The organism is uncultured Jatrophihabitans sp. (assembly GCF_964251945.1).
In the GTDB taxonomy this organism is placed as follows: Bacteria; Actinomycetota; Actinomycetes; order Mycobacteriales; family Jatrophihabitantaceae; genus Jatrophihabitans.
The window spans coordinates 214,609-240,131 of record NZ_CAXULP010000006.1 but is presented as its reverse complement, the minus strand read 5'-3'; the positions used below and the strand labels follow the sequence as shown (position 1 = coordinate 240,131).

Annotated in this window: 22 protein-coding genes and 1 tRNA gene; 15 read left to right on the top strand and 8 right to left on the bottom strand. The window is 67.6% G+C overall.

The features are described from left to right. Positions 1-119: 119 nt before the first annotated feature. A complete protein-coding gene (locus tag ACFFBG_RS13960; RefSeq protein ID WP_375479678.1) occupies positions 120-1,691 on the top strand; it encodes an SWIM zinc finger domain-containing protein in 1,572 nt (523 codons plus the stop codon). Positions 1,692-1,708: 17 nt separating this feature from the next. Here the strand turns inward: ACFFBG_RS13960 and ACFFBG_RS13955 are convergent, their stop codons facing one another. Continuing rightward, on the bottom strand, positions 1,709-2,104 hold the full coding sequence (locus ACFFBG_RS13955) for a hypothetical protein (RefSeq protein ID WP_375479676.1): 396 nt from the start codon (positions 2,102-2,104) through the stop codon (positions 1,709-1,711). A 12-nt stretch (positions 2,105-2,116) separates the two neighbouring features. After that, entirely contained in the window at positions 2,117-2,842 is a 726-nt protein-coding gene (locus tag ACFFBG_RS13950; protein WP_375479674.1) for a DUF433 domain-containing protein, read from the bottom strand. Between the two features lie 117 nt (positions 2,843-2,959). On the opposite strand from ACFFBG_RS13950, the gene ACFFBG_RS13945 reads away from it, so the two are divergent. Then, positions 2,960-4,450, top strand: coding sequence for an N-6 DNA methylase (locus ACFFBG_RS13945; protein WP_375479672.1), 1,491 nt, complete (start codon positions 2,960-2,962; stop codon positions 4,448-4,450). Between the two features lie 99 nt (positions 4,451-4,549). Continuing rightward, on the top strand, positions 4,550-4,759 hold the full coding sequence (locus tag ACFFBG_RS13940; RefSeq protein ID WP_375479670.1) for a hypothetical protein: 210 nt from the start codon (positions 4,550-4,552) through the stop codon (positions 4,757-4,759). A 151-nt stretch (positions 4,760-4,910) separates the two neighbouring features. Here ACFFBG_RS13940 and ACFFBG_RS13935 read toward each other — a convergent pair whose 3' ends face one another. Together ACFFBG_RS13935 and ACFFBG_RS13930 are read right to left on the bottom strand one after the other, a co-directional pair. Continuing rightward, positions 4,911-5,381: a helix-turn-helix domain-containing protein gene (locus tag ACFFBG_RS13935; RefSeq protein ID WP_375479668.1), complete on the bottom strand. Its 471-nt coding sequence runs from the start codon at positions 5,379-5,381 to the stop codon at positions 4,911-4,913. 98 nt (positions 5,382-5,479) lie between these two features. Then, the gene (locus ACFFBG_RS13930; protein ID WP_375479666.1) at positions 5,480-5,899 is read right to left on the bottom strand and encodes a hypothetical protein; all 420 of its coding nucleotides are present in this window, start codon (positions 5,897-5,899) and stop codon (positions 5,480-5,482) included. Between the two features lie 205 nt (positions 5,900-6,104). On the opposite strand from ACFFBG_RS13930, the gene ACFFBG_RS13925 reads away from it, so the two are divergent. The 3 genes from ACFFBG_RS13925 to ACFFBG_RS13915 all read left to right on the top strand — a co-directional run bounded on the left by ACFFBG_RS13925 (position 6,105) and on the right by ACFFBG_RS13915 (position 9,394). After that, complete coding sequence (locus tag ACFFBG_RS13925; protein WP_375479664.1) at positions 6,105-7,397, top strand: tyrosine-type recombinase/integrase; 1,293 nt, start codon at positions 6,105-6,107, stop codon at positions 7,395-7,397. A 215-nt stretch (positions 7,398-7,612) separates the two neighbouring features. Continuing rightward, positions 7,613-8,131, top strand: a complete 519-nt coding sequence (locus ACFFBG_RS13920) for a hypothetical protein (protein WP_375479662.1) — start codon at positions 7,613-7,615, stop codon at positions 8,129-8,131. 51 nt (positions 8,132-8,182) lie between these two features. After that, entirely contained in the window at positions 8,183-9,394 is a 1,212-nt protein-coding gene (locus ACFFBG_RS13915) for an ImmA/IrrE family metallo-endopeptidase (protein ID WP_375479660.1), read from the top strand. Positions 9,395-9,651: 257 nt separating this feature from the next. On the opposite strand, the gene ACFFBG_RS13910 is transcribed toward ACFFBG_RS13915, so the two are convergent. From ACFFBG_RS13910 to ACFFBG_RS13895, 4 genes are all read right to left on the bottom strand, one after another. Further along, positions 9,652-11,829: an AAA family ATPase gene (locus tag ACFFBG_RS13910; protein ID WP_375479658.1), complete on the bottom strand. Its 2,178-nt coding sequence runs from the start codon at positions 11,827-11,829 to the stop codon at positions 9,652-9,654. Between the two features lie 512 nt (positions 11,830-12,341). Continuing rightward, positions 12,342-12,416 (bottom strand) — tRNA-Arg (locus tag ACFFBG_RS13905). A gap of 183 nt (positions 12,417-12,599) precedes the next feature. Beyond that, complete coding sequence (locus ACFFBG_RS13900; RefSeq protein WP_375479656.1) at positions 12,600-13,283, bottom strand: DUF305 domain-containing protein; 684 nt, start codon at positions 13,281-13,283, stop codon at positions 12,600-12,602. 7 nt (positions 13,284-13,290) lie between these two features. Beyond that, entirely contained in the window at positions 13,291-14,331 is a 1,041-nt protein-coding gene (locus ACFFBG_RS13895) for a DUF3105 domain-containing protein (RefSeq protein WP_375479654.1), read from the bottom strand. A 169-nt stretch (positions 14,332-14,500) separates the two neighbouring features. On the opposite strand from ACFFBG_RS13895, the gene argS reads away from it, so the two are divergent. The 9 genes from argS to rpmE all read left to right on the top strand — a co-directional run bounded on the left by argS (position 14,501) and on the right by rpmE (position 25,480). After that, positions 14,501-16,156, top strand: coding sequence for an arginine--tRNA ligase (gene argS, locus ACFFBG_RS13890; protein WP_375479652.1), 1,656 nt, complete (start codon positions 14,501-14,503; stop codon positions 16,154-16,156). 4 nt (positions 16,157-16,160) lie between these two features. Continuing rightward, a complete protein-coding gene (gene lysA, locus ACFFBG_RS13885) occupies positions 16,161-17,567 on the top strand; it encodes a diaminopimelate decarboxylase (protein ID WP_375479650.1) in 1,407 nt (468 codons plus the stop codon). Then, entirely contained in the window at positions 17,564-18,871 is a 1,308-nt protein-coding gene (locus tag ACFFBG_RS13880; protein WP_375479648.1) for a homoserine dehydrogenase, read from the top strand. Before lysA ends, ACFFBG_RS13880 begins: the two co-directional genes overlap by 4 nt. Then, complete coding sequence (gene thrC / locus ACFFBG_RS13875; protein ID WP_375479646.1) at positions 18,864-19,952, top strand: threonine synthase; 1,089 nt, start codon at positions 18,864-18,866, stop codon at positions 19,950-19,952. The genes ACFFBG_RS13880 and thrC overlap by 8 nt, the downstream gene beginning before the upstream one ends. A gap of 91 nt (positions 19,953-20,043) precedes the next feature. Further along, positions 20,044-20,955, top strand: a complete 912-nt coding sequence (thrB, locus tag ACFFBG_RS13870; protein WP_375479644.1) for a homoserine kinase — start codon at positions 20,044-20,046, stop codon at positions 20,953-20,955. Positions 20,956-21,247: 292 nt separating this feature from the next. Then, positions 21,248-23,305 (top strand): transcription termination factor Rho, encoded by a 2,058-nt coding sequence (gene rho / locus ACFFBG_RS13865; protein ID WP_375479642.1) that lies wholly within the window; start codon positions 21,248-21,250, stop codon positions 23,303-23,305. 166 nt (positions 23,306-23,471) lie between these two features. Further along, on the top strand, positions 23,472-24,176 hold the full coding sequence (locus tag ACFFBG_RS13860; protein ID WP_375479640.1) for a DUF6318 family protein: 705 nt from the start codon (positions 23,472-23,474) through the stop codon (positions 24,174-24,176). 278 nt (positions 24,177-24,454) lie between these two features. Beyond that, positions 24,455-25,078 (top strand): hypothetical protein, encoded by a 624-nt coding sequence (locus ACFFBG_RS13855; protein WP_375479638.1) that lies wholly within the window; start codon positions 24,455-24,457, stop codon positions 25,076-25,078. A gap of 183 nt (positions 25,079-25,261) precedes the next feature. After that, positions 25,262-25,480: a 50S ribosomal protein L31 gene (gene rpmE / locus ACFFBG_RS13850; RefSeq protein ID WP_375479636.1), complete on the top strand. Its 219-nt coding sequence runs from the start codon at positions 25,262-25,264 to the stop codon at positions 25,478-25,480. The last annotated feature ends 43 nt before the right edge of the window (positions 25,481-25,523 follow it).

Below are 25,523 nucleotides of genomic sequence, written 5' to 3'. Positions count from 1 at the left end.
TCGCCCGACGGGAGCTGCAAGCGATCAGCGGGAGGCGGACATTCGAGCGGGGGTTGCAGTGTGCGGCCGAAGGGCGCGTCAGCAAGGTGAGCCTGACGTCCCACGGTGCGACGGCGACAGTGAGGGGGTCGGCCGACTATCAGGTCGAGCTGTGGTGCGACGGCGATCAAGCCGGGTACGCCTGTAGCTGCCCGATGGGCGGCGAGGAGCGTTTCTGCAAGCACGCGGTCGCGGTTGCGCTGGTCGTCACCGACGCGGTCGTCGCGGACGAGGGCCCCACCGCTGACCCGAGCGAGGAGGTCGACCTCGCGGCCTATCTACGCGGCCTGGACCATGAGGCGCTGGTCGAGCGGCTCGTCGAGCGAGCTGCCGCAGACGACCTCTTCGATGGGCGGTTGCGTATGGCCGCCGCCCGCACCAGCGCCGGTGGTCTCTCGCTCGCGGCCTTCCGCCACGCCTTGGCGGCGGCCTTCGAGACCGACGGCTTCGTCGGCTACCGCGAGGCCTCCGACTACACGAGCGGGATCGACTCGGTGCTCGATTCGCTCGGGCAGCTGCTCGAGGACGGGCATGCCGACGCGGTGGTGCAGCTCGCGGAGCACGCCGCGGAACTGGCGGAGGAAGCGCTTGGTTACATCGACGACTCCGACGGCGGCATGTCAGGCGTCGCCGAACACATCCGCGAGTTGCACCTGGCCGCGTGCCAGTTGTCCCGACCCGATCCGATCGCGCTGGCCCGCAGCCTCTACGACCGCGAGCGGCACGAGGGTGACCTGGAAATCTTCTACGGTGCGGCGGGCACCTACGTCAACGTGCTCGGCGACGAGGGCCTGGCCGAGTATCGGCGGCTCGCGCAGCGGGAATGGGATGAGCTGCCCCCGCTCGGTCCGGAGGACGAGCGAAGTTGGTCCTCCGGCCGATTCCGCCTGACGCAGATCATGCGGACCCTCGCCGAGCTCTCGGGGGACGTCGACGCCGAGGTGGCCGTGCTGGCGCACGACCAGTCCTCGCCCTACCAGTTCGTGAAGATCGCCGAGACGTTGCAAAACGCGCAGCGGCACGACGACGCGCTGGGCTGGGCGTTGAAGGGCGTCGCGCTGCATGGCTTCGACGACCACCGCCTGGTCGAGCTGGTCGCAGACGAGCACCATCGCGTCGGACGTCCCGAGCAGGCGGTCGACGTGCTGTGGTCGGCCTACGAAGGCTCACCTGGCGTCGACACGTATCAACGGCTGGCCCAGCACGCCCGGCGAGTCGGACTCTGGCAGGACCGGCACGACGAGGCCCTGACGCTGCTGCGCGACCGCATCGCCTCCAAGTCCCGCGACCGGTACGGGCCCGACAACTCCACCCTCGTCGCGGTGCTCCTGCTCGACGGCAACCCGGAGCAGGCCTGGATCGAGGCGCAGGCCGGCGGGTGCCGCCGCGACCAGTGGCTCGAACTTGCCCGCCTGCGCGAGGCCGAGCACCCCGAGGACGCCCTCCCGATCTGGAGGGAGGAGGTGGACCGCGAGATCGGCGCGATGAACAACCAGTCATACGTCAGCGCTGTCGCGACGACCGAGCGAGTGGGCAGGCTGATGTCCGCGGCCGGGCGAGGCGAGGAGTTCGCGCCGTACGTCGCGGGCGTTCGCGAGGCGCACCGGCGCAAGCGCAACCTGATGAAGCTCTTCGCCGAGCGCGGCTGGTGACCGGGTGCCGTCAGACGTCAGACGTCAGTGCGGCGAAGCTCTGACCGGGAGACGACCCAGAGTCCGGGTCCGTCGCCTGAAGCCCGCTGCCAGATCGTGGCTCGGTGCTGGATGAACAGTTCGGCCATGTCCGCGGACTTGAGGTTGCCCGAAGCGAGGCAGAACGCGCGAACCCCGGCGTCGACGAGCGCTGCCCTTTCGGCGGCGCGGTAGCGGATCTTCTCGTCCTTCATCAGGACGGGCCAGTTGTTCTGACCGGCGAGATCGAGCCACTCGACATCGGGGACGTGCTCGTCCGCGGGTTTGCCGTAGTGCTCGGCGAGCGTGGTCAGCTCCCAGTCGGCTTCACGCAGCAGTCTCGGCACGCTCACGCCGCCGAGACTCCTGTCGACGAAGAAGTGGGGCGAATCCACGCATGGGCTCCGTCAGCTCTTCTTGTCGACCCGAATAGCGTCCTCGACCTCGATCTGTGTCAGACCGAACTCGTCGGCAACCGTCGCCGCGGACTCGCCCGCGTAGAAGAGCGCGAGCACGTCTTCGAGCCGCGCGCCGCCGTGCCTGAACGTTGGCTGACCGAACCCGCGCCGGATGTCGGCGATGACCTCTGATTGCGCATAGCCCGGCAAAGGGATGACGACGGCGTACCCGTCGGAGCCCCACGTGACCCGCTTGAGGTAGTCGCGGACCACCTCGGCGAAGACGCGCTGCCCGTGGCGGACCACCGTCAATTCCTCGAGCGCTTCCGCCTCTTCGCCATCGGCTGTCTGCGCATAGTCGTAGAGCACCTCAGCGCCATCGGTGTACAGCCGTTCGGAGGCCAACGCGTGCGCTAGCCCGATCTCCTCGCTCAGCCGGTCGAGGGCAGGCCGGATGCGCTGCAACGGCACACCGGCTCTGCGGATGGCAGCCAGCGCGTAACCCTCGGCCAGCCCGACAAACGGAATGGCGGGGCCACGCTGACCGGGATGACCCAAGTCGGTGATGATCGGCTTCCCCGTGACCGTCCGAGCACCGATGTGGGTCGTGTAGCCCCGTGCCCACGTTCGGAACGTGCCGTCATTCATCGCGAGGTAGCGGGCAGCCTCGGCGATTGAGTACAGGGGGGCGTCGAACTTGTCGATCGCTGACTTCTCGGGAGCGAGGGTGGTCACAGCAGCCTCCTCTCGGCGCGAAGCGAACGTGCTCATCATGCCGGAGCCCAACGACAATCGGACCGCGACCCACGAACGGCGTCGGATTGCTAGCACTACCCGTGCCAGACTCGGCCGGTGTCCGACTCGCGCCATCTCGTCGCAAAGTTGGTTGCCGGCAGCAATGTGCTGCGCGACTCGGGCGTCAACATGTATGAGTACACCGAGCAGCTGACGTATCTGCTCTTCCTCAAGATGGCCGAGGAACGCGCGACCCGTCAGCTGAACCCGGAGCGGGTGGTGCCCGACGAATATGCGTGGCACCAGTTGCTCGGGCTGTCGGGCGAGGCGCTGGAGGACACGTACAACCACATCCTGCGCGGACTGGCGAGCCAGCCTGGAGTGCTCGGGGCGGTGTACCGCGGCGCGCAGAACAAGATCTCGAACCCGTCGCACCTCAAGACGCTGATCGTCGACTACATCGACAAGGAGAACTGGTCGGCGGCCGGCGCCGACGTCAATGGTGACGCCTACGAGGAACTGCTTGAGCGCAGCGCCGGGGACACGAAGTCGACCGCGGGACAGTACTTCACTCCGCGTGCTCTGATCCAGGCGATGGTCGAGGTCGTCCAGCCGACGATCGACGACCGGGTCGTCGACCCGGCGTGCGGCACCGGCGGGTTCCTGCTTGCCGCTCATGCGCACGTCTCGCGGGACGCGGCCGGCTTCACGCCGCCACAGCGCAAGCACCTGCGGACCAGGTTCGTGACCGGTGTCGACATCGGCGCGACTACGTCTCGGCTGGCCTCGATGAACCTGCTGCTGCACGGGCTTGGATCGATCAGCGGTGATGCGCTGATCGATCAGCGTGACGCCCTGATCGCAGATCCGAATGACCGGTGGAGCGTCGTGCTCGCGAATCCGCCGTTCGGCCGCAGCTCGAGCACCGACATCGGCGGCGGGGACGACGACGGCGCCGAGATCTTCCGGCAGGACTTCGTCGTCACCACGTCCAACAAACAGCTGAATTTCTTGCAGCACATCATGACGATCCTCGACATCAACGGCCGCGCGGGCGTCGTGCTGCCCGACAACGTGTTGTTCGAGGGCGGGGCTGGCGAGACGCTGCGCCGCAAGCTGCTGGCCGCGTTCGACTTCCACACATTGCTGCGGCTGCCGACCGGCATCTTCTACAAGCCTGGCGTCAAGGCGAACGTGCTGTTCTTCGACAAGAAGCCAGCCGCCGAGGAGCCCTGGACGCAGCGGTTGTGGGTCTACGACCTGCGGACGAACCAGCACTTCACCCTCAAGAAGAATCCGCTTCGCCGCGACGACCTCGACGACTTCGTCTCGTCGTACCTGCCGGGCAAGCCACGCGACGAGCGGCTCGAGTCCGAGCGATGGAGACCGTTCACTTACGACGAGCTGATCGCCCGCGACAAGGCCAACCTCGACGTCACCTGGCTGCGGGACGAGTCCCTCGAAGACGCTGACAACCTGCCGGCGCCGGAGGTCATCGCCCGAGAGATCGTCGAGGACCTGACTGCCGCGCTCGCTGAGTTCGAGGCCGTCGCCGCCGCGTTGGAAGCGCGAGCAGCGAAACCTGCTTCGGAACCAGCCGATGGATAAGACAGAGGCGCCGCACATGGACGAACACCCGGACGTTGTGTTCGCGACGGAGCGACCGGCCTGCGAGCGGGACTCGTCGGCGGGCCGGACGTGCGCGAGGTGATCCGTGCCGTGAAGTCGGCACGCGCGGCCGAGCCCGACCTCGACCTCGACACGACAAGCGTCGTCGCGCTCGTCGAGTTGAACACCGGTGTGCCGGCGCGGCTGATCGACGCGTCGGTGCGCTACTGGTCGAGCTATCCCCACGAGATCGACACGTGGATCGCCGAAGCGGAAGCGATCGAGGCTCGCGCCACGTCGTCCACATGACCAACTGGCGGTTCGCGCACGACCGGTCGCCTGTCGGCGCGATCGTGTCCTCGCTCTAAGCTCTCCACAACTCGGACAGCCTCCCTCGACCAAGCTCCGAGACATTCTTGCGCCGCACCAGTAGAAGCAAGTAACCGGATGTTGTCGACGGTTACCCGTCAACGGTCGTGCCGGCAGCACGCGCGTCCGCGATCTGCTCAACCTCCAACCGCGGCACCGCCCACGTGCTGCCTGCTTTGACTGCGCGCAGCTGCCCGGCGTCGATCAGCTGCTGCACCCGCTGACGGCTCACGCCGATGATCTCGGCGGCTTCGGACACGCTCGCGAGGCTGGGGAGCGGCGCCAGGTCGACGGCTTCGACCTCGCGGTCGTAGTCGTCGGTGGGCAGAACACGGAACGATCCCGGCTCGAGCGCGCCGGCGGCGGACAGCAGCAAACGCCATCCGGTGGTGACGGCCTGACTCATGTCCTTCGCGGGGAAAGTGATCACGAGCTCGCTGAGGCCGCGGTCGGTGCGGCCGACGGCCGGCGAGTACGAGGCGAGCGTTTCCAACCACGCTTCGGCGCGCTTCCGTGTGGGGCTGACGGGCACGACGGCGACCGCGTTGAAACTGGTGCTCATGTGGGTTCCCTTTCGTTGTGGTGGAGGCGGATACTCAAGGACTTGCGGCCCGGCCGGGGGCGATAGTCCCGCTCCCGGCCGGGCCGTCCGGTCACCGGTTAGGCGGCCACCGGAACCCGGCCCGTGAGCAGCACCCGCGACGCCACCACGAAATGCCGCTCGGTCAGTCCATGCGGCAACCCAGGCAGCAGCCACGGCTCCGGCATATCAGCGGGTAGCGACATAACTGCCGAGCATCCAGCAGCAACACTCAAGTTAGGCGGTGTGACACGCATGGTCGCAGGCCGCGAAGTCGCACCGAAGGATGCAGCCAGCACCGAGCGGTTGATGGAGTACTGGTCACACAGCGAGGGCGCGGCCAAGATCGACTGGGCGTCGCTGGTGACTTCGACCGCTGCCGCGTCGAACTCGGCAAGTACGTCGGACCAGCGATTGTCAACGGCCTCTGCTCCAACCTTCACAAACGCGCGACCGGCTTCCGCCCAGGACACGCGCCGTCCGAAGGCGGCGACGGACACGGGAGCAAGTGATGCGTGTAGCCACTCTTGAAGACGTCCAGCGTATGGCCTCTGCGTTGCCGCCTGGTGGTGCTGTCCGTGTCTGGTTAGAGGACAACCCGGACCCGAACCCGGAACCACGCTGCGACCACGAGCCGTCCGTCACCAAGATCGAGAATGGCTGGCGCATCTCACGATGCCTATGCGGTGACACCCCAAGTCGCTGATGGCCTGGCCGCAACGCTTTCGACGCCACGACGAACTACCCGCCAACTGGCAGCAGATACGCCTAGCCGTACTCACCCGCGACGCCTACGCTTGCCGCATCGCCGGCCCACGCTGCACCGGCCGAGCCACACACGTCGACCACACCGACGAAGCGCAAGGGCCACACGACCACAGACTCGAAGTGCTCCGCTCCGCCTGCCAAACCTGCCACATGGGCCGCACTGCACGACAAGCCCACGCAGCCCGGCAATCCCGACGCCGCAGCGCTGAGCCACACCCGAACCAACCCAGGGGAGTGGCCCCCCACCCCCGCCCGGTCCAAGACCGCTGGCTAGCAGGGCATGCGCACCTCAAGCCGACAACCCGAGAGCGGTACGCCGGCATCGTGCGCAAGCACATCCATCCGCGCTGGGCCACGACCAGGCTCGCCGACGTCACGCACTCCGACGTGCAGACCTGGGTTACGAAGCTGAGCCGCAGCGCCGAGCCGGCCACTGTCCGCAAGATCCACCGGGTGCTGTCGCTCGTCCTCGCGCTCGCGGTCCGCGACGGGCGACTGCTGCGCAATCCGGCCACGGACATCAAGCTGCCGCGGCCGCAGTCGCGCGAGCAGCCGTACCTCACCCACGAGCAGGTACACGAGCTCGCCCGCGCCGCCGCCGGACCGGCCAGCCCAAGCAAGCACCGACGTCTCGACGAGCGCCAGAACGACCAGTACCGGCTCATCGTGCTGTTCCTCGCCTACACCGGCGTCCGCTTCGGCGAGATGGCCGCACTGCGCGTTCGCCGCATCGACTTCCTGCGCCGCCGCGCCATGATCGCCGAATCGGTCACGCTGGTGGGAGCCACTCAGGTGTGGGGGACACCCAAGGGTCACGAGAAGCGAGAGGTGCCGATTCCGCGCTTCCTCATCGACCAACTCGCCGAACACGTCCGTGGCAAGGCGCCCGACGACCTCGTCTTCGCCGGTGTGCGCGGCGGGGGAGCGCTGCGCGGCGCGATCTTCCGCCGCGCCGCCTTCGACCGTGCCGCCGAGGCAATCGGCCTGCCCGGTCTGCATCCGCACGAGCTACGTCACACCGCCGCGAGCCTGGCTATCGCCGCTGGAGCTGACATCAAGGTCGTCCAGAAAATGCTCGGCCACAAGTCGGCGACGATGACTCTCGACCAGTACGGTCACTTGTTCGACGACCGCCTCGATGACGTCGCGGACCGACTCGACGCGGCGGCGGATGCCTACATCGTTCCGAACAGCCAGCCCCGGGACAACGTCCGATCGCTGCCGACTTGAAGCGCAAGAACCGTCTTGGCGCACGTTGAGCGCCGTCGGAGGGCAGATTGATTGGTAGGTGCCGTTCGCCGTCTTCGGCGAGTCGCTGGACAAGGTGAATATTGGCGGAATATTATTCCGCCATGGTTCACCCACCTGAAGACGAGATTCGGCGGCTCAAGCTGGTCGCCCGGGAGATGTCCGAGTCCGGTGACGAGTCGGGATACTTGGTCGCTGTGGCCACCGGCCAGCACAGCGCCTTCCGCCGTTCACGGCGACCGTCCAGTGCGCTCGAGCGTGAGCTGTACCTGGACGCGGCTCGTCGCGCGGCGTCACGCGAAGGCTTCTTCCCCGACGAGGCCAACGGCGGACTGGATCTGATCGCCGGCGACGGTGGAGACCTGCGCAAGTACCGCGTCAAGCGGGGTACCCGAACCGTCGACGGTCCGTACAGGTTCCTCTGCGGCCAGGGATCGAGCCTGCTGACCTCTGAAGCCGGCGCGCTCTACACCGAGACGCAGTGGCTGCTCGGGTACATCAGCAGCGGTGACCACACTATCGAGGAGATCATCGCCGCCGAGGTCATCGGCAGCGACGGCAGCGGCAACGGTCCGGTACGACTGCGTCTGGGCACCATCATCTGTCTAACTGACTCGCCCCCGTCTCCCGGCTTCACGTCGACAGACGAAGGCTTGTCCGGATTCGACGACATCGACGAGGACACCGAGGAAGAAGGTGACGCCGGAGTCGCTTGAGCGACCTGGCGCACCCTATTCCGCTCCCCCGTGTTGTTGAGAGGCTTCCCGGTGACATCATCTGCCAGCGTCGGCGAGCGCGTGCGCGTCCTGCGGCTTGCTGCGAACATTAGCCAGAACGAACTCGCCCGTGCCGTGACCGGCCGTGACGAACCGAGCAATAAGCTGGTGTCACAGATCGAGAACGGCCGGCAGCCGATTGACGACGCTCTGCTTTCTGCCTTGGCAAAGGCTCTGCGGTGCGCGCCTGACTTCCTGACCCGCGGTCGGCACGACGCGGTCTCCACACGTCCGTGGCTGCGCGCTTACGCAGACGCGAATGCCAAGGTTGTCGAGAGCGTCATCGCAGACGACTTGATCGCGCACGAGGTCATCACGACGCTTCGCCTCAAGCAGGTCCCGGACCAGATCCCGCTATTCCATGGCGACCTGAACGACGGCGACGCGATCGAGATGTTCGCCGGCGAGGTTCGCGCAGCGGCGGACTTGGGCCCTGACGCCGTCGTGGGCAACGCGATGCGTGCAGCTGATCGACTCGGTTGCGTGGTGCTCCCTCTAATCAGCGAACTCGGCCGGCACCTCGGCATGTCGCACCGCATCGATGGCACCCCATTCGTACGCGTGAGCCGACCTGGAGACGGCGGCGTTCCAGGGGATCGGCAGCGATTTACGGTCGCGCACGAGATCGGTCATTTGGGCCTTCACTCCCACATGCCACCACCGGACACTGCCGCCGAAGCCCAACGGATCGAGCGCCAAGCGCATCGCTTTGCCAGTGCCTTTCTCGCTCCGGCAGCCCCCCTCCTGGAGGACTGGGAGCGACTCGGCGGCCGAGTCACACTGACTACCCTCGCCGACCTCAAAGCGACCTGGGGCATCGCTATCAAGGCCCTGGTCGTTCGCTTTCAACAGCTCAGCATCATCGACGCGGATCAAGCAACCAGCCTCTACAAGCAGATCTCCAAACGCGGTTGGAACAAGAACGAACCCGTCCCCACCACCAACGAACGACCGATCTGGCTCCAGCGCGCACTGGATCAACGCGCTAAGACCGAACCGATCGCAGCGGAATCGAGAGCGATCGCCGCCCGAGTCGTCGGACTCAACGAATACATGATCTCGCGGTGGATCGACTGGACACCCGTCCAATCAGCTGACGGCGTACCAGCCATCCCTCTCGCGGGTCGAACGCGGCGGACATCGCCAAGAACACGAGCCGCGGGCTCCGGTGAAGTGATCTCGCTGAGCAGCAAACGGCGTTGAGAATCGAACTCGCCGCCGACGCGGTATCCATCGTTATGAGCACTGACCGAACCAAAGTGCGACCTGATGGATTGCTGGCAGTGCGTTGTCTCGTTGCCGCGAGATCCGGGCCCGCGGTGCTCCACAAGCAGGGGCGCGCACCACACGCTTGACGCACTAGCGTACGAGCGTAGTGAATTGGCAACCGAGATGCAGAGGGCCATTCGAGAACTCGGCCGCAGCACTCCCGAGTGAACTATAGTTGAGCCTCCGCATCGCTACTCAATCTCGTTTGTAGCAATCTGCGAGGCTGGGACGATCTGTTCTAGGATACTTACCATTCCCGTCGGCTTGAACGCGTCGCCCACCATTTGACTTAGCACAATATTGACGAGGCCTTCGTACGAAGCTACACCTTTCAAGAATCTATTTGCGAACGCCTTGAGCACCGTTCGACCCGGGAAGTGCCGCTGCCACTCACCACCAGGCTCGAACATGGCCGATAAATCAGCCCGAATCTGCGCTTCCCTTTGGTCCAGGTACTGCAGCGTTCCCCACGTCTCGCGGAATGAATCGACGCGGTCCAGGCTTGCTTCGATAGATGGCAACAAATCCGCTGCGGGCGCCTTACTGTCGGGCGCCGCCCTCGCGGCCAGCGCGCCCGTGAATGCAGCATTCACCTCGTTCTGTAGCTGAACAAGGACTAGACGGTCGACTTCCGCCTTGGCAAGCTCGGCAGTAGCCGCTTCCGCATCCGCTTCATCATTCAGCTCCTGACCGTGAGTAAGAGATTTGTAAGCTCCGAGCAGGTATTTGGGCTCTAATAGATAGTTCTCGATGTGGTAAACGTCCCACGAAAATACTTCGCTATCTTCGCTTCGGCCAGAGCTGGTGACGTCGCTGTCCCGGTCCGTAATCGCGTAGACCTTATCGGCAAGCCCGCTGTTTTCAGCTGCTCTTTGTAACGCCTCATACAGCGATGCGACGCGCAATTTATGGCCACCGCTGACTAGATTGTTGTTCTGCCCTATAAGAGGGAAAAGAGTGTTCACCATCTCAACGTCAAATTCAGAGGTGCCGCCACCTTCAAAGATAATCAACTTCCCTGTAGGTCTGTAGGCGGCAAGATCGCCAACTAAGTCAAGGACAGCGGATTGCAACTCGTCCTGCCCAATAAGCACCGCCTGGTTAGTGCCAGACGGGGACATAGATCCGCTTACCATGTGAAGAACGGTGAAGTTGGGATTTCCGACGGATTTTCGCAGCAACACATCGGAGTGGGTCACGAGCCAAACCTGGTGGTTGTCAGCTTTGGCCAGGTGCCGGTAGTAGAAGTCTGGAAAACCCTGGAGCAGCGCAGGATTGAGGTGAAGTTCAGGCTCATCAAGCAAGATTGTCGAATTAGCAGGTGTAGAACTCCTGAGCCGGAGGTATCCATACAGCACCTCTTTCTCGCCAGAGCTCAAATCGTTAATATCGTGTTCCTCCCCGCTTGAAAGGAGGACGGGGAATGTCACTGCTCCATCGGCATTCGCGCGAGCACCTAGATAAGTCTTGTCCGGAAAAAAGATCCGAAAAAGCTCCTTGAGGATAGCGTCGAATCGCTCGAACGCGTCGCTGTCCTGGCCGGCTTGCTTGGCGACCATGGTACGAAAGTACATCGCCAAGAGCTCGGATTTCACGCTTGAATACTTGGACTGCCAGTTGTAAAGCGTCGATGCGCGCCTGGTTGTCTCAATTGACTTCAGATCAAGATTTACGGCTGCTACGTTCTCTCTTGCATAAGTACGGGACGCGCTGTGAAAGTCGATTATGCCAAGGTTATCGGGATCATAGGTTGTGAATAGGACCTTGGCCAGGAGGGAAAAAGACGAAGAGAACTCCCCTCCAGGGGCGATCTCTAAATGCAGCGAATGAACGGGTTTCGCCGCCTCCTCGCGAAAGGCTACTGCAGCTACGACGGCTCGTTGCTTTATGTCCGCAACTAGATGCGGAAATTGAACGGCGTACGCGAGGTTTGAGTATCCAAGGGCTTCGGGTCCGACGCGGGTCTGTTCGAACCAGATTACTGATTCGCACAACTCTTCAGCGTGTTCGGTTAGGTACCGAATTTCCGTCGGCGCTAACGACAGGTCGGCTTCAATCCTGACGGGTTTACTGACATCGCGGAACAGACCCTTCAGAGTCGCCCGGTCACCAAGATTGAGCTGGAATTCGCCAAACCACATCTGCCATTCATTGCTTTGATACCCGCCATAGGCGCTTTTAAGCAGGCGTATGGCGTCAAGGATGCAAGATTTGCCGCAGCCGTTCGGTCCAGCTATTACGACCAAATCTTTCAGATCCGTAACAGCGAATTCACGTATCGCTCGGAAATTGTTAATTTTGAGTCGCTCAAACCGCATAACATAACCCCATTCGCTAGTGGACGGCAGCGTAGCGGGCAGGTCTGACACGGCCTGCGGCTCGTACCACGGTGTACCATTAGCAATACCGGTACGCCTAGGCTCGCTGTTGCGGATCTGCCCAATTGGCAGGAGAACAGATGGCAAGACAGCGTTCGGACTGGCCCCGCGGATCCCAGCGATAGTCTGGCCGTCGGCGAGCGTCCGTGTACTGCATCTCTTCCGGCGTCTGGCGTGAGTCGGACCGAGGTCCGGTGCCCGCGCAGTTGTCGGCTCCAGTTACGAGACGGCGAACTCTCGACCGCACGTACTCGGCGTTCGCGGGCGCGTCTCGACGCGAGAGATACGCGATCGCATGCAGTCTGCGCAATCGAAGCGGTCGCCAATGGGGAATCCCTCGAGCCGCCGCTGCAAATCGAACAAGGACTGATCCGGTCGCCAGATCTACAAAACAAGCGCGCAAGCTTGGACCTGATGTGTACCCGATGTGTACCCAAGCGCTGAATCGTGATCATGGAACTTGATGTCAGACAGCTACAGGTCCCGGAAACCGGCCTGCAGCGTGGTGCCCCCGGCAGGATTCGAACCTGCGCCACCGCCTCCGGAGGGCGGTGCTCTATCCCCTGAGCTACGGGGGCAAAACCTAAATCAGCCTAGCAGCGCGGCACAGGTCGTCAGCCTCGCCGGCGGTCCGGAGAGGCAGCGACCAGGGACGATCACGTATTCCGGCGCGAGGGACGCCTGAGCGGCGGCGCAGCGTCCCTGGGATCGGAAGAGGTGATCGTCGGCGGGGTGGTGACGGCCGACGCGCGCCCCTTCGACTAACTGGGCGGCGACAGGGGCGAGCTGCCGAGCTGACGCAGCAGCTGCTCCATCTCGATGATCTCCGCGCTCTGCCCGGCGACGATGTGCCCGGCCACCGTCCGCACATAGGGCTCGCTCGCGTGCTCTTCGGCGTACTGCGCCATCGGAATGCCGCCCTGGTGATGACGGATCATCAGCTGCAAGAAGAAGACGTCGAGCGCCTTGCCGTGCAGCGTCTCCAGCTTCGACATCTGCGCCGGGGTGGCCATGCCCGGCATCAGCCCGTCGGATCCCATCGCCATATGCGACGAGCCCATCCACGACATCGGGTCCGGCGAGTTGCGGCTCAGCCCCCACGTGTCCAGCCAGCCCTGGAACTCGCCGACCTGCGATTCCTGCGACGTCTCGATGTCGAAGGCGAGGTTCTTCAAGGCGGGATTGGTCGTGTTGTCCCGCTCGTAGCCGGCCATCGTGACGGCCTGCGTGTGGTGGGTGGCCATGTCCCGAGCGAACCCGGCGTCGACGGACGACGCCGTCGGCATCGCGTTGCTGCCTGCACCGCCGTCCCCACGGACGAGCCAGCCCACCCCGGCGGCGATCACGAGCACAGCGACCGCAATGACCGCCAGCAACATCACGCGCAGCCGCCCTGGCGGGGACGGCGCCACCGCGGCCTTCGGCGCGTCCAGCGTCGCGGTCATCGCCGGCTCACTGGCCGGACGTGTTGCCGGAGGCGCCGTCGGACGGCTGCCACAGCGGATTGCCGTACGTGCTCGGATGGGTCTTGAACGTTGGCTGCGAGCACGTCGCCGACGGCTCCGGCGTGGTCTTGGAGTTGTAGCGCAGCGTCGAGATGAATTGCGGGATCCGCGGGTCGGACGCGCTGTCGACGAACAGCTGGTAACCCCATGACTGCAGTGAGATCGGCGTCTTGAGGTTCGGGTACGGCGACATCGCCATCCGGTCTTGGCCGGACACGTAGGTCTTCAACTTGGCAACGCCGGCGGCAGACAGCGTCTTAGCGTTGTAGGTCACCCAAACGGCACCGTGCTCGAGCATGTGCACGGCGTTCTCGTTCGCGATCGCCTTCGGGTACACCGTGCCGGTGCAGTCGGCCCAGTACTGGCTGTGATTGCCGCCGACGGGCGGGCTGGAGTCGTACTTGATGTGGCCGTCGACGTGCGTGTGATTTCCCTCAACCCGATAGGTGACGCCCTTGATCGCCTTGGCGGCGGGAAGCTCCGGCTGCCGGTACGGGTCGTTGGCGTCTACGGACTGGCCACCCTTCGTGGCGGTCGTGGCGGAGCCGTCGCCGCCGGACTTATGAGTCGCAATGACGACGACCACGATCGCCGCCGCGAATAGCACCACGGCGACGGTCGCGGCGACCAGCCCCCACGGCGTCTGCTTCTGGTTGACGATCGACTTGCCTGGCTTACGCGGAGGCTGCCGGCCGCCGGCGCCGCCGGAACCGCGGCCGCCGGGTCCGTTCGGTCCGCGGCCACCGGGGCCACCGGGGCCCTTGGGTCCGCTCGGCCCCCTGCCGCTCGCTGTCTTCGCGCCGCCGGCTTTGACCGCCGTGGCGCCCGCCGGCCGCTTGCTCGTCGAGCCAGTTGGGATTTTGCGCGCGGCGCCAGCGCCGCCCGCGGCGTCGTCAGCGGCCTCGTTGGCGCCGTTGGCCGCAGCCGCGCCGCCAGCCGGGTTGCCGGACCCCGTCTTCTGCCCGGGGCCGGTTCTGCGCTGGGCCATAGACCTGCCTAATCCTTGAGTCGTCGACCCTTGAGTCGTGGACGCGAGAGCGAACGCGGTTCAACCGCCAAGTGTAGGTCGCCGCGGCTTAGGAACGGTCTGTGCGGGCCGCCCGGGCGCCCGATCTGCTGAGGAAAACGCGCCACTGTGAGCCCACTACGATTGACCGGTGACTCCAGCGGACCTCGCCACGGTGGTGCGCGCCGCCGTCGTGGAGGCGATCGCGGCCGGCGATTTCGCCGGCGACGCGCCGGGCGAGGTGGTGGTCGAACGGCCCAAGAACCCCGAGCACGGCGACTACGCGACCAACGTCGCGCTGCGCCTGGCGAAACCTGCGGACCGGCCGGCGCGGCAGGTCGCAGCAGCGATCGCCGCGCGGCTGCAGGCGAACGACGCCATCGACCGGGTGGACGTCGCCGGCCCGGGCTTTCTCAACATCGTGCTCGCCGCCGGCTCGCTCGGCGCGCTGGCCCGCGACGTGGTCGAGGCCGGCGCCGCCTACGGCCGCGGCGACGCGCTCGCCGGCCAGAACCTGAACCTCGAGTTCGTCTCCGCCAACCCCACCGGCCCGGTGCACATCGGCGCGGTGCGTTGGGCCGCCGTCGGCGACGCGCTCGCCCGGCTGCTCGAATCCGGCGGCGCGGCGGTCACCCGCGAGTACTACTTCAACGACGCGGGCAGCCAGATCGAGCGGTTCGCGCGCACGCTGCGCGAGGTCGCGAACGGCCGGCCGGTGCCCGACGACGGCTACAACGGCGCGTACATCGACGACATCGCCAAGCAGGTCGTGTCGGCGCACCCGCACGTCCTCGACCTGACGCCCGACGAGCAGCTGGCCGTCTTCCACCGCGACGGCGTCGAGCTGATGTTCGCCGAGATCCGGTCCTCGCTCGCGGGGTTCGGCGTCGTCTTCGACGTCTACTTCAACGAGCGCGACCTGCATGCCAGCGGCGCGCTCGACATCGCGTTGGCGCGGCTGCGCGCCGGCGGGCACGTCTTCGAAGCCGACGGCGCGGTCTGGCTGCGCACCACGGCTTTCGGGGACGACCGCGACCGCCCGTTGGTGCGCACCAGCGGCGAGTGGACGTACTTCGCCGCCGACTGCGCGTACTACCTGAACAAGCGCAAGCGCGGCTTCGACCGTGTCGTGCTCATGCTGGGCGCCGACCACCACGGCTACCTCGGCCGGCTGCGGGCGATGGCCTGCTGCTTCGGCGACGACCCGGACCAGACGCTCGAGATCCTCATCGGCCAAATGGTCAACCTGGTGAAGGACGGCGAGCCGGTCCGGATGAGCAAGCGGGCGGGCAACGTCGTGGTGCTCGCCGACCTGGTCGACGCAATCGGCGCAGACGCCGCGCGTTACGCGCTGGTCCGCTTCTCCGTCGAGCAGACGATCGACCTCGACCTCGACGCGTGGGCCAAGCGCACGAGTGACAACCCCGTCTACTACGTGCAATACGCGCACGCCCGGCTCGCCTCGTTGCAGCGCAACGCCGCGGACCTCGGCATCGCCCGCACCGCCGGCGCCGACCTCACGCTGCTCGAGCACCCGCGCGAGGTCGACCTGCTGGCCGCGCTGGCCGACTTCCCGCGGGTGGTCGCCGCCGCAGCCGACCTGCGCGCGCCGCACCGCGTCGCCCACTATCTCGAGTCGCTGGCCGGCACCTACCACCGCTTCTACGACGCCTGCCGGGTCTTGCCGATGGGCGACGAGCCGGCGACACCCACCACCGATGCCCGGCTGTGGCTGTGCGAGGCGACCCGGGTGGTGCTCGAGAACGGTCTTCGCCTGCTCGGCGTCAGCGCGCCGGAGCGGATGTAGCGCCGTGTCGAGAAACGCCCATCCGGCCGGCCCCCGGCACGCCGACGTGCTGCCCGACGCCGCGCCGTCCGCCGCGCCACGCGACGTCAACGGCTTGGACCCCCCCGTCTGGCCGGCGTCCGCGCAGCGGGTGGACGGCGTGTTGCATCTCGCCGGCGCGCCGATCACCGCGCTCGTCGACGAGCACGCGACGCCGGCGATCTTCCTGGACGAGGAGGACATGCGCTCGCGAGCTCGGGCCTACCAGGCTGCCGCTCCGGGCGTCGGCGTCTATTACGCCGGCAAGGCCTTCCTGTGCACCGCGGTCGCGCGTTGGCTCGCCGACGAGGGCGTCGGCCTGGACGTGTGCACCGGCGGCGAGCTCGCGATCGCTATGTCGGCGGGCTTTCCGGCCGAGCGCGTCGAACTGCACGGCAACAACAAGTCCGTCCGCGAGCTCAGCCGGGCCGTGGACGTCGGCGTCGGCACGGTGATCGTCGACTCCTTCGCCGAGATCGAGCGGCTGGCCGGCATCGCCGCGGCCGCCGGCGCGCGGCAGCGGGTGCTGGTGCGGGTGACCGTCGGCGTCGAGGCGCACACCCACGAGTTCATCGCGACCGCGCACGAGGACCAGAAGTTCGGCTTCTCGCTGCGGGACGGGTCCGCCGAGCGGGCGGTGGCCGCCGTGCTCGCCGCGCCGTCGCTGCGCCTGGGCGGGCTGCACTCGCACATCGGCTCGCAGATCTTCGAGACCGCCGGTTTCGAAGTCGCCGCCCACCGGGTGATCACGCTTGCCGCGACGATCCGCGATCTGCACGGCGTCGTCGTCGAGGAAGTCAATCTCGGCGGCGGGCTGGGGATCGCGTACGTGCCGAGCGACGACCCCGAGTCGCCCAAGCAGACCATCGAGCGGCTCAGCGGCATCGTGGAGCTCGAGTGCGCGGCGGTGGGGCTGCCGGCGCCGAAGCTGTCCGTCGAGCCCGGCCGCGCCATCGCCGGGCCGAGCGCGATCACCGTCTACGAGGTGGGCACCGTCAAAGAGGTCACCCTCGACGGCGGACATACCCGAAAGTACGTTTCGGTCGACGGCGGCATGAGCGACAACATCCGCACCGCGCTCTACGGCGCCGAATACACCTGCGTGATCGCCAACCGCGAGTCCGCCGCGCAGCCTGCGCTCGCCCGTGTCGTCGGAAAGCACTGCGAGAGCGGCGACATCGTGGTGCGCGACGCGTGGCTGCCGGCCGACATCCGGCCCGGCGACCTGCTCGCCGTCGCGGCGACCGGCGCCTACTGCCGCAGCATGGCGAGCAACTACAACCACGTGCCCCGGCCGCCGGTGATCGCGGTGCGCGACGGGGTGGCCGAGGTGCTCGTCCGCCGGGAGACCGAGGACGACCTGCTGATGCTCGACATGGGAGTTGCGCGATGACCGGCGGCGCCCCGGTGAAGATCGCGCTGCTCGGCTGCGGCGTCGTCGGCTCGCAGGTCGTGCGGCTGCTCGACGAACAGGCCGCCGACCTCGCCGCGCGGGTCGGCGCGCCGCTGCAGCTGGTCGGCGTCGCCGTCCGCCGTCCCGCGCGGCATCCCGAGGTGCCGGCGCACCTGCTCACCGACGACCCCGCAGCCCTGGTCGCGCGCGACGACGTCGACCTCGTCGTCGAGGTGATCGGCGGCATCGAGCCGGCCCGCACACTGCTGCTCGCCGCCCTGGAATCCGGCAAGAGCGTCGTCAGCGCGAACAAGGCCCTGCTCGCCGACGACAGCGCGACGCTGCACGAAGCCGCGAGCCGCGCGGGCGTCGACCTCTACTACGAGGCCGCGGTCGCCGGCGCCATCCCGCTGCTGCGGCCGCTGCGCGAGTCGCTGGCCGGCGACCGGATCAACCGCGTGATGGGCATCGTCAACGGCACGACGAACTTCATCCTGTCCCGGATGGACGCCACCGGCGCCGGCTTCGACGACGCGCTCGCCGAGGCCACCGCGCTCGGCTACGCCGAGGCGGATCCGACCGCGGACGTCGACGGCTACGACGCGGCGGCCAAGGCGGCGATCCTCGCCGGCCTGGCCTTCCACACCCGGGTCACGATGTCCGACGTCCACCGCGAGGGCATCGGCGACGTCACCGCCGCCGACCTCGCCAGCGCCCGGGCCATGGGCTGCACCGTCAAGTTGCTCGCCATCTGCGAGCGCATCGTCGGCGCCGACGGCGTCGAGCGGGTCGCGGTGCGCGCGCACCCGGCGATGATCCCGCGCGCGCATCCGCTGGCGACTGTCGGCGACGCCTACAATGCGGTGTTCGTCGAGGCGGCGGCCGCCGGCTCGCTGATGTTCTACGGCCGCGGCGCCGGCGGCGCGCCGACCGCGAGCGCCGTCCTAGGCGACATCGTCGCGGTCGCCCGCAACCGCGTCAGCGGCAGCCGCGGCGCGGGGGAGAGCGCGTATGCACACCTGCCGGTGCAGTCCATCGGCGAGGTCGACACCCGCTATCACGTCGCGCTCGACGTCAACGACGAGCCAGGCGTTCTCGCCGGCGCCGCGCAGGCGTTCGCCGAACAGGGCGTCAGCATCCAGACCGTCCGGCAGGAGGGCCGCGGCGACGCCGCCACACTCGTGCTCGTCACGCACGCCGCGCCGGACGCCGCTCTCGACGCCACCGTGCAGAAGCTCGCCCAGATGCCGTTCGTGCGCCGCGCCGCAAGCGTGATGCGCGTCGAGGGGATGGCGGGTGACTGACGTGGCCGACACCGCGGCGCGCGCGCTGGCCGGCTGGCCCGGTGTCATCGAGGCCTATCGCGTACGTCTGCCGGTCACGGACGCCACGCCGGTGATCACGCTGTTCGAGGGCGGCACGCCGCTGCTGCCCGCGCCGGTGCTGTCCGAGCGCACCGGCTGTGAGGTGTTCCTGAAGGTCGAGGGCGCCAACCCGACTGGGTCGTTCAAGGACCGCGGCATGACCATGGCGATCTCGAAGGCCGCCGAGGCCGGCGCGCAGGCGGTGATCTGCGCGTCCACCGGCAACACCTCGGCCAGCGCCGCCGCCTACGCCGTACGCGCGGGTATGCAGTGCGCGGTGCTCGTGCCGCAGGGCAAGATCGCGCTCGGCAAGCTCGCGCAGGCGCTCGTGCACGGCGCGAAGCTGTTGCAGGTCGACGGCAACTTCGACGACTGCCTCGAGCTCGCGCAGAAGCTCGCCGTCGACTACCCGGTCGCGCTCGTCAACTCCGTCAACCCAGACCGGCTCGAGGGGCAGAAGACCGCCGCGTTCGAGATCTGCGACGTGCTCGGCCGCGCGCCGGACGTGCACTGCATCCCGGTCGGCAACGCCGGCAACATCAGCGCGTATTGGATGGGCTACCAGGAATACGCCCGCGACGGCGTCGTGCCGGCGACGCCGGCGATGTTCGGTTTCCAGGCCGCGGGCTCCGCGCCGATCGTGCGCGGCGCGCCGGTCGCCCGGCCGACCACCATTGCCACCGCCATCCGGATCGGCAACCCGGCGTCGTGGCGCCTCGCCGAGCGCGCCCGGGACGACTCCGGCGGCCTGATCGACGCCGTCACCGACAAGCAGATCCTCGAGGCGTACCGGCTGATCGCGCGGCGCGAGGCGGTGTTCGTGGAGCCGGCGTCGGCGGCCAGCGTCGCCGGGCTGCTGATGAGCGCGGCCGACGGACGGCTCGCACCCGGCTCGACGGTCGTCTGCACGGTCACCGGCAACGGCCTGAAGGATCCCGAGTGGGCGATCTCCGGCGCGCCGAAGCCGATCACCGTGCCGGTCGACGGCCACGCGGCCGCCACCGCGCTCGGCCTGGCATGACCCCCGCATCCCCTGCCTTGGTGCCTGCGGTGGTCGCTTTTCGGGGCCAAAACGCGACCACGGCAGGCACCAAGGCGACGGCAGCGCGGCGGTGACCGCCACGTTCGTCTCCGGGGTCGTCGCGGTGCGAGTGCCGGCCACCAGCGCCAATCTCGGGCCCGGCTTCGACTCGCTCGGCCTCGCCCTCGGTTTGCACGACGAGCTGACGGTTCGGCTCGCGCCTGACGGCCTGCGGATCGACGTGGCCGGCGAGGGCAGCGACGAGGTCCTGCGCGACGAGGGCCACCTCGTCGTGCGCGCCATGCGTCGGGTGTTCGACGAATTGGGCGCCCACCCGGACGGCATGGACCTGAGCTGCCTGAACCGCATCCCGCACGGTCGCGGCCTCGGCTCCTCGGCGGCGGCGATCGTGGCCGGCCTGCTGCTCGCCCGGGGGCTGGTGGTCGACGGCCGGGATCGTCTGCCGGACGGCGTCCTGCTCGGCTTGGCCAGCGAGCTCGAAGGGCATCCGGACAACGTCGCGCCGTGCCTGCTCGGCGGCCTGACGGTGGCCTGGCTGCACGACGGCGCCGCACTGGCGGTCCGCCGCGATCCGGACCCGGCGGTGGTCCCGGTGCTGCTGGTGCCGCCGTTCGCCGCGTCCACCGCGCACGCCCGCGGTCTGCTGCCGAAATTGGTGCCGCACGCGGACGCGGCGCTCAACGCCGGTCGCGCCGCGCTGCTCGTCGCAGCGCTGACCGGCACGCCGCAGGCGCTGCTGGACGCCACCGAGGACCGCCTGCACCAGGGCTACCGGGCGCCCGCGATGCCGGCGACCGCCAAGCTGGTGGCCGAGCTGCGGACGGACGGGCTGCCCGCTGTCGTGTCAGGCGCCGGCCCGTCGGTGCTCGTGCTGGCTCGAGGTGACGTGGAGGCGCAGACTGCCGCCGCCCGAGCGCCTGCCGGGTGGCTCGCACTGCTGCCGGGGGTCGACGTCGGCGGGGCGATGGTCCGGGCCGACTGAGGGCTCGCCCGCGAGGTCGGGGAACACGCCGTGAGGCCCGGGTGTTGCTGCCATCAGCTGCGGCGTCTACGCTTCGTAACCGTCAGGACGAGTCGGTGAACTTCCCGATGCAGACCCGTCGTCGTTCGAACCCTGATCCCAATCGTGGTTCTGCGGCAGACGCTGACACACACCACAGACTTCTCGGCTGTCGCCGGGACGCGGATCGGTCGAACATTCGGGCCTGATCCGAGAACGACCGTCGTGCTGCACTTCCGTGCGCCGACCACCTTGTCGAAAGGTTCCGATCTACGTGACCGACACCCACGAGCAGACCCTGCCTGTCGACGCCGAGAAGTCCGCCTCGGACTCCGCGCCGACTGAGAACGGGTCTGCCGGTCGCGCCGGCGCAACGCGCGGCGCGGCAAGGAAGGGCTCGCTGACCACGATGCTGCTGCCGGAGCTGCAGCAGATGGCCAAAGGCCTCGGCATCACCACAGCCAAGATGAAGAAGAGCGACCTCGTCGCCGCGATCCAGCAGACCCGCGCCGCCGGCAGCGGCGCCGGTCGCAATGGCGCCGGGGCCGCCTCGCGGGCCGCTCAGTCCGCGGCGTCCGCTCCGGCGGAGTCCGCGCCCGAAGCACCTGCGCAGTCCGGCGCGTCCGAGCGCGGCCGGGTCGAGTTCGGCGGCGGCGCACCGGCCGTCGAGAGCGCTCCGAACCGGGCCGCCGACGCCAACTCAACCGTCGAGTTCGGGAGCGACAGCCACGGCGGCGACACCCCGGCGACCGAGCGACCGCAGCGCGTCCCCCGCAACCGCAACCAGAACGCCAACCGCGACCAGAACGCCAACCGCAACGAGGACGCCAACCGCAATCAGGACCTCCGGCAGCAGGGCAGCGAGCGTGCCGGTGCTGCGGCCGGCCAGGGGCCCGTGAACGGCCAGAGCGCCGGCCCAGGCAGCGCCAGCAACGGCCAGGGCAACGGCAGTCAGATCGCCGGTCAGGGCACCGCCAATGCCAACCAGGGCAACGGGAACGGCCAGAACGGCACCGGCCAGAACGCTGGCAATCAGGCCAACCGGCAGGCGAGCGTCGACGACGACGACTTCGAGGGCGGCCGACGCCGCGGCCGGCGCTATCGCGACCGTCGTGGCCGCAACCGTGAGCGGCCGGTCGGCAGCGAGCCCCGGCCGGTCGGCGGCAACGAGAACGAGCCGACCGTCACCGACGACGACGTCCTGCTGCCTGTCGCCGGCGTCGTCGACTGCATCGAGGACAAGAACGCCTGGTTCGTGCGGGTCGAAGGCTTCTTCGCCAGCCCCGACGACGTGTACGTCGCCAACTCCCTCGTCCGCCGCCACGGCCTGCGCCGCGGCGACGCGATCACCGGCGTCGTGCGCCAGCCGAAGGACGGCGAGCGCCGCGAGAAGTACAACCCCCTGGTGCGGCTGGACAGCGTCAACGGCGGTGGTCCCGACTCGGTCAAGAACCGCATCGAGTTCACCAAGCTGACGCCCCTGTATCCGCAGGAGCGGTTGCGGCTGGAGACCGAGCCGCACATCTTCACCACCCGCGTCATCGACCTGGTGATGCCGATCGGCAAGGGCCAACGCGCGCTCATCGCCTCGCCGCCGAAGGCCGGCAAGACGAGCGTCCTGCAGGCCATCGCCAACGCCATCGCGACGAACAACCCCGAGGTCCACCTCATGGTCGTGCTCGTCGACGAGCGGCCGGAAGAGGTCACCGACATGCAGCGCTCGGTCAAGGGCGAGGTCATTGCCTCCACCTTCGACCGCCGCCCGCAGGACCACACGATGGTCGCCGAGCTGTCCATCGAGCGGGCCAAGCGGCTCGTCGAGATGGGCCACGACGTCGTCGTGCTGCTCGACTCGATCACCCGTCTCGGCCGCGCGTACAACCTTGCGGCGCCGGCGAGCGGCCGCATCCTGTCCGGCGGCGTCGACTCGACCGCGCTCTACCCGCCGAAGCGTTTCCTCGGCGCCGCGCGGAACATCGAGAACGGCGGCTCGCTGACGATCATCGCCACCGCCCTGGTGGAGACCGGCTCGGCCGGCGACTCGGTGATCTTCGAGGAGTTCAAGGGAACCGGCAACGCCGAGCTGAAGCTCGACCGCAAGATCGCCGACAAGCGGATCTTTCCCGCGGTCGACGTCGACCAGTCCTCGACCCGTAAGGACGAATTGCTGCTGTCGCCGGACGAGCTCGGCGTGACGATCAAGCTGCGCCGGGTGCTGCACTCACTGGATCCGCAGCAGGCGATCGAACTGCTCATGGACCGGTTGCGCAAGACGCGCACGAATTACGAGTTCCTGATGCAGATTGCGAAGTCGACGCCCGGCCAGGACTGAGCCATTAGCTCGAGTGGCGCCGGCCCCGGCGTGCTCGATGCGGCGACGACCTCGAACATCTCCGAGATGAGCACGGTTCTTCTCCTGGTTCCGTGACGTCCGGATTCGGCCGGAAAACGAGCAGCACCGAGCCAGGAGAAGCGAAGAGCGGGGGCCGCAGCCGGTCGTGCGGGCAGGGTTTGCGCCGAGCCTGTGGAAAAAATGGGCGGCGCGCGGCGATGCATGGCAAAATCCAGCGGTGGGGTGTCGATGGCGGGGGGCCAGCGCGCTTGTGGCGCTGCTGGTTGCCGGCTGCACGGGCGGTTCTGGAAGTAGCGCGCCGTCGAGCGCGACAAGCGAGTCGAGCGCGAGCAGCAGCTTCTTGCCAGCGTCGACCACGGTGCCTGTGTCGACGAGTCCGGCAGTGCCGACCACCGGCCCGAATGTCCGTCCCGGCGAAAAGCCCCCTCTGCTACCGGGTGTCGGGAAACGCGATTCGGCGGCAGGCGCAATAACGTTTGCCCAGTTTTGGGTTGAGACGCTCGATTGGGGATACGCGACGACGAGTTCGACTCTAAGCCGAGCCTGGTTCGCCCCGAGTTGCACGGACTGCGCATTGTTGATGCGGAACTTCGACGAGCCGAGAGCGGCAGGTGATCATTTCGTGGGTGGTCGGCTAAGCCTGCGGTCGGCGCAGCTGGCTCCTACCGGAGGTCAATTCAATGCTTCGCGAGCCGTGGACGTCTCTTTTACGGCGGCGAAGGCTCGTTTGGTCAATGCGTCCGGCGAGACCGTGAGCTCGTCCCCGGCGACACGTGAGGTTACATTCCGGCTCTGGCTGGCTCGATCAGGGTCGCGTTGGTTGGTAGTTCAGAAGGGCGTGGTTCGGTGATTGGGCGCCTGGTTGCGCCGGTGGCTCTGCTGCTCGCCAGCTTTGCGTTCTATCCCGCCTTCAGCGAAGCAACCGCCGGTCCGTGTGAAACGAGCTTTTATATAACAGGATGTAATGCACGGGGGTCCGTTCAAATTGCCGGCGAAGACTCAGGCCACGGCCGAAAGGGATCGAGCCATCCCGTGCCAATCGGCTCGGTAGCCCTCGTTGGATGTGGCCCCAACGCGCAGTCCCAATTGTCCGCCCTATCCGATGCAAACGCCGTTGAAGATGCCGCAATGTGCACCACCTGGGTCAACCAGTGTCGCGCCGTGGCGGCGGGCTCGGCGGCTGCCTCCGCAGCTGTCCGCGTCGAGAAGGTAGCCGACAACAGTTGGTCGCTTACCGGATCGGCCTGCACCTTGTTGGCGCCAGCGCAGGTGACGGCGGCGGATGTGCGGGCGCGGGCGGTGCGGTTGATCCCGTCCGCGTCGGTGGGCGTCGCTCCGCACACCGCGACCTTGGTGAACATCCAGACGGTGATGTGGGCGAACACCCCGGCAATCCGCGAGTTGCCGGCGGTGGCGATCTTGGGCCGGCGGGTGACGATCGGCATCAAGATCGATCATGTGGACTGGCGGTTCGGCGACGGCGTCTCGGCCACGACCCACGACGCCGGGCAGTCCTATGACGGCGCGCGCCACCCTTGCCGAACTGTCACCTGCCCGGGCTACTTCGGCCATGTCTACACAGCCACCGGCGCGGTGCGGGTGTCGGCGACGGTGAGCTGGGTGGCCACGTTCCGCGTGGACGGCGGCGCGACGCAGACCATTCCGGGCGCCATCGCGGGTCCGACCGCGCAGACGCCGCTGCAGGTGAAGGAGGCCCGCGGCGTGCTCGTGCCGAACCCGGGCGAGCACTGACCGCTGTCCGCAGTGACGTGGTCGGAACAACCGCGGCCCCGGCGACGTTCTGCTGCCTGTTTGGTTCGCCCGCCTCGCGGCTGGCAGACTGGACAGTCGGCGCGCTCGCGCCGAACAGCCACCCGGCTCCGGTTCACGCCCGCACGCAGGCGACCCGGCGGCCACGAAAAAGGATCTGTGGACATGAAGCAAGGCATCCATCCGGAGTACAAGGTCACCGAGGTGACCTGCTCCTGCGGCAACACCTTCACCACGCGCAGCACATCGAAGACCGGTCATCTGCACGCGGACGTCTGCTCGGCCTGCCACCCGTTCTACACGGGGAAGCAGAAGATCATGGACGTCGGCGGCCGCGTCGACAAGTTCGAGAAGCGCTACGGCAAGCGAGTACGCAACAGCTAACTGCCTTGACGGCGCCCGACCCCGGTTTCCAGGGGCGGGCGCC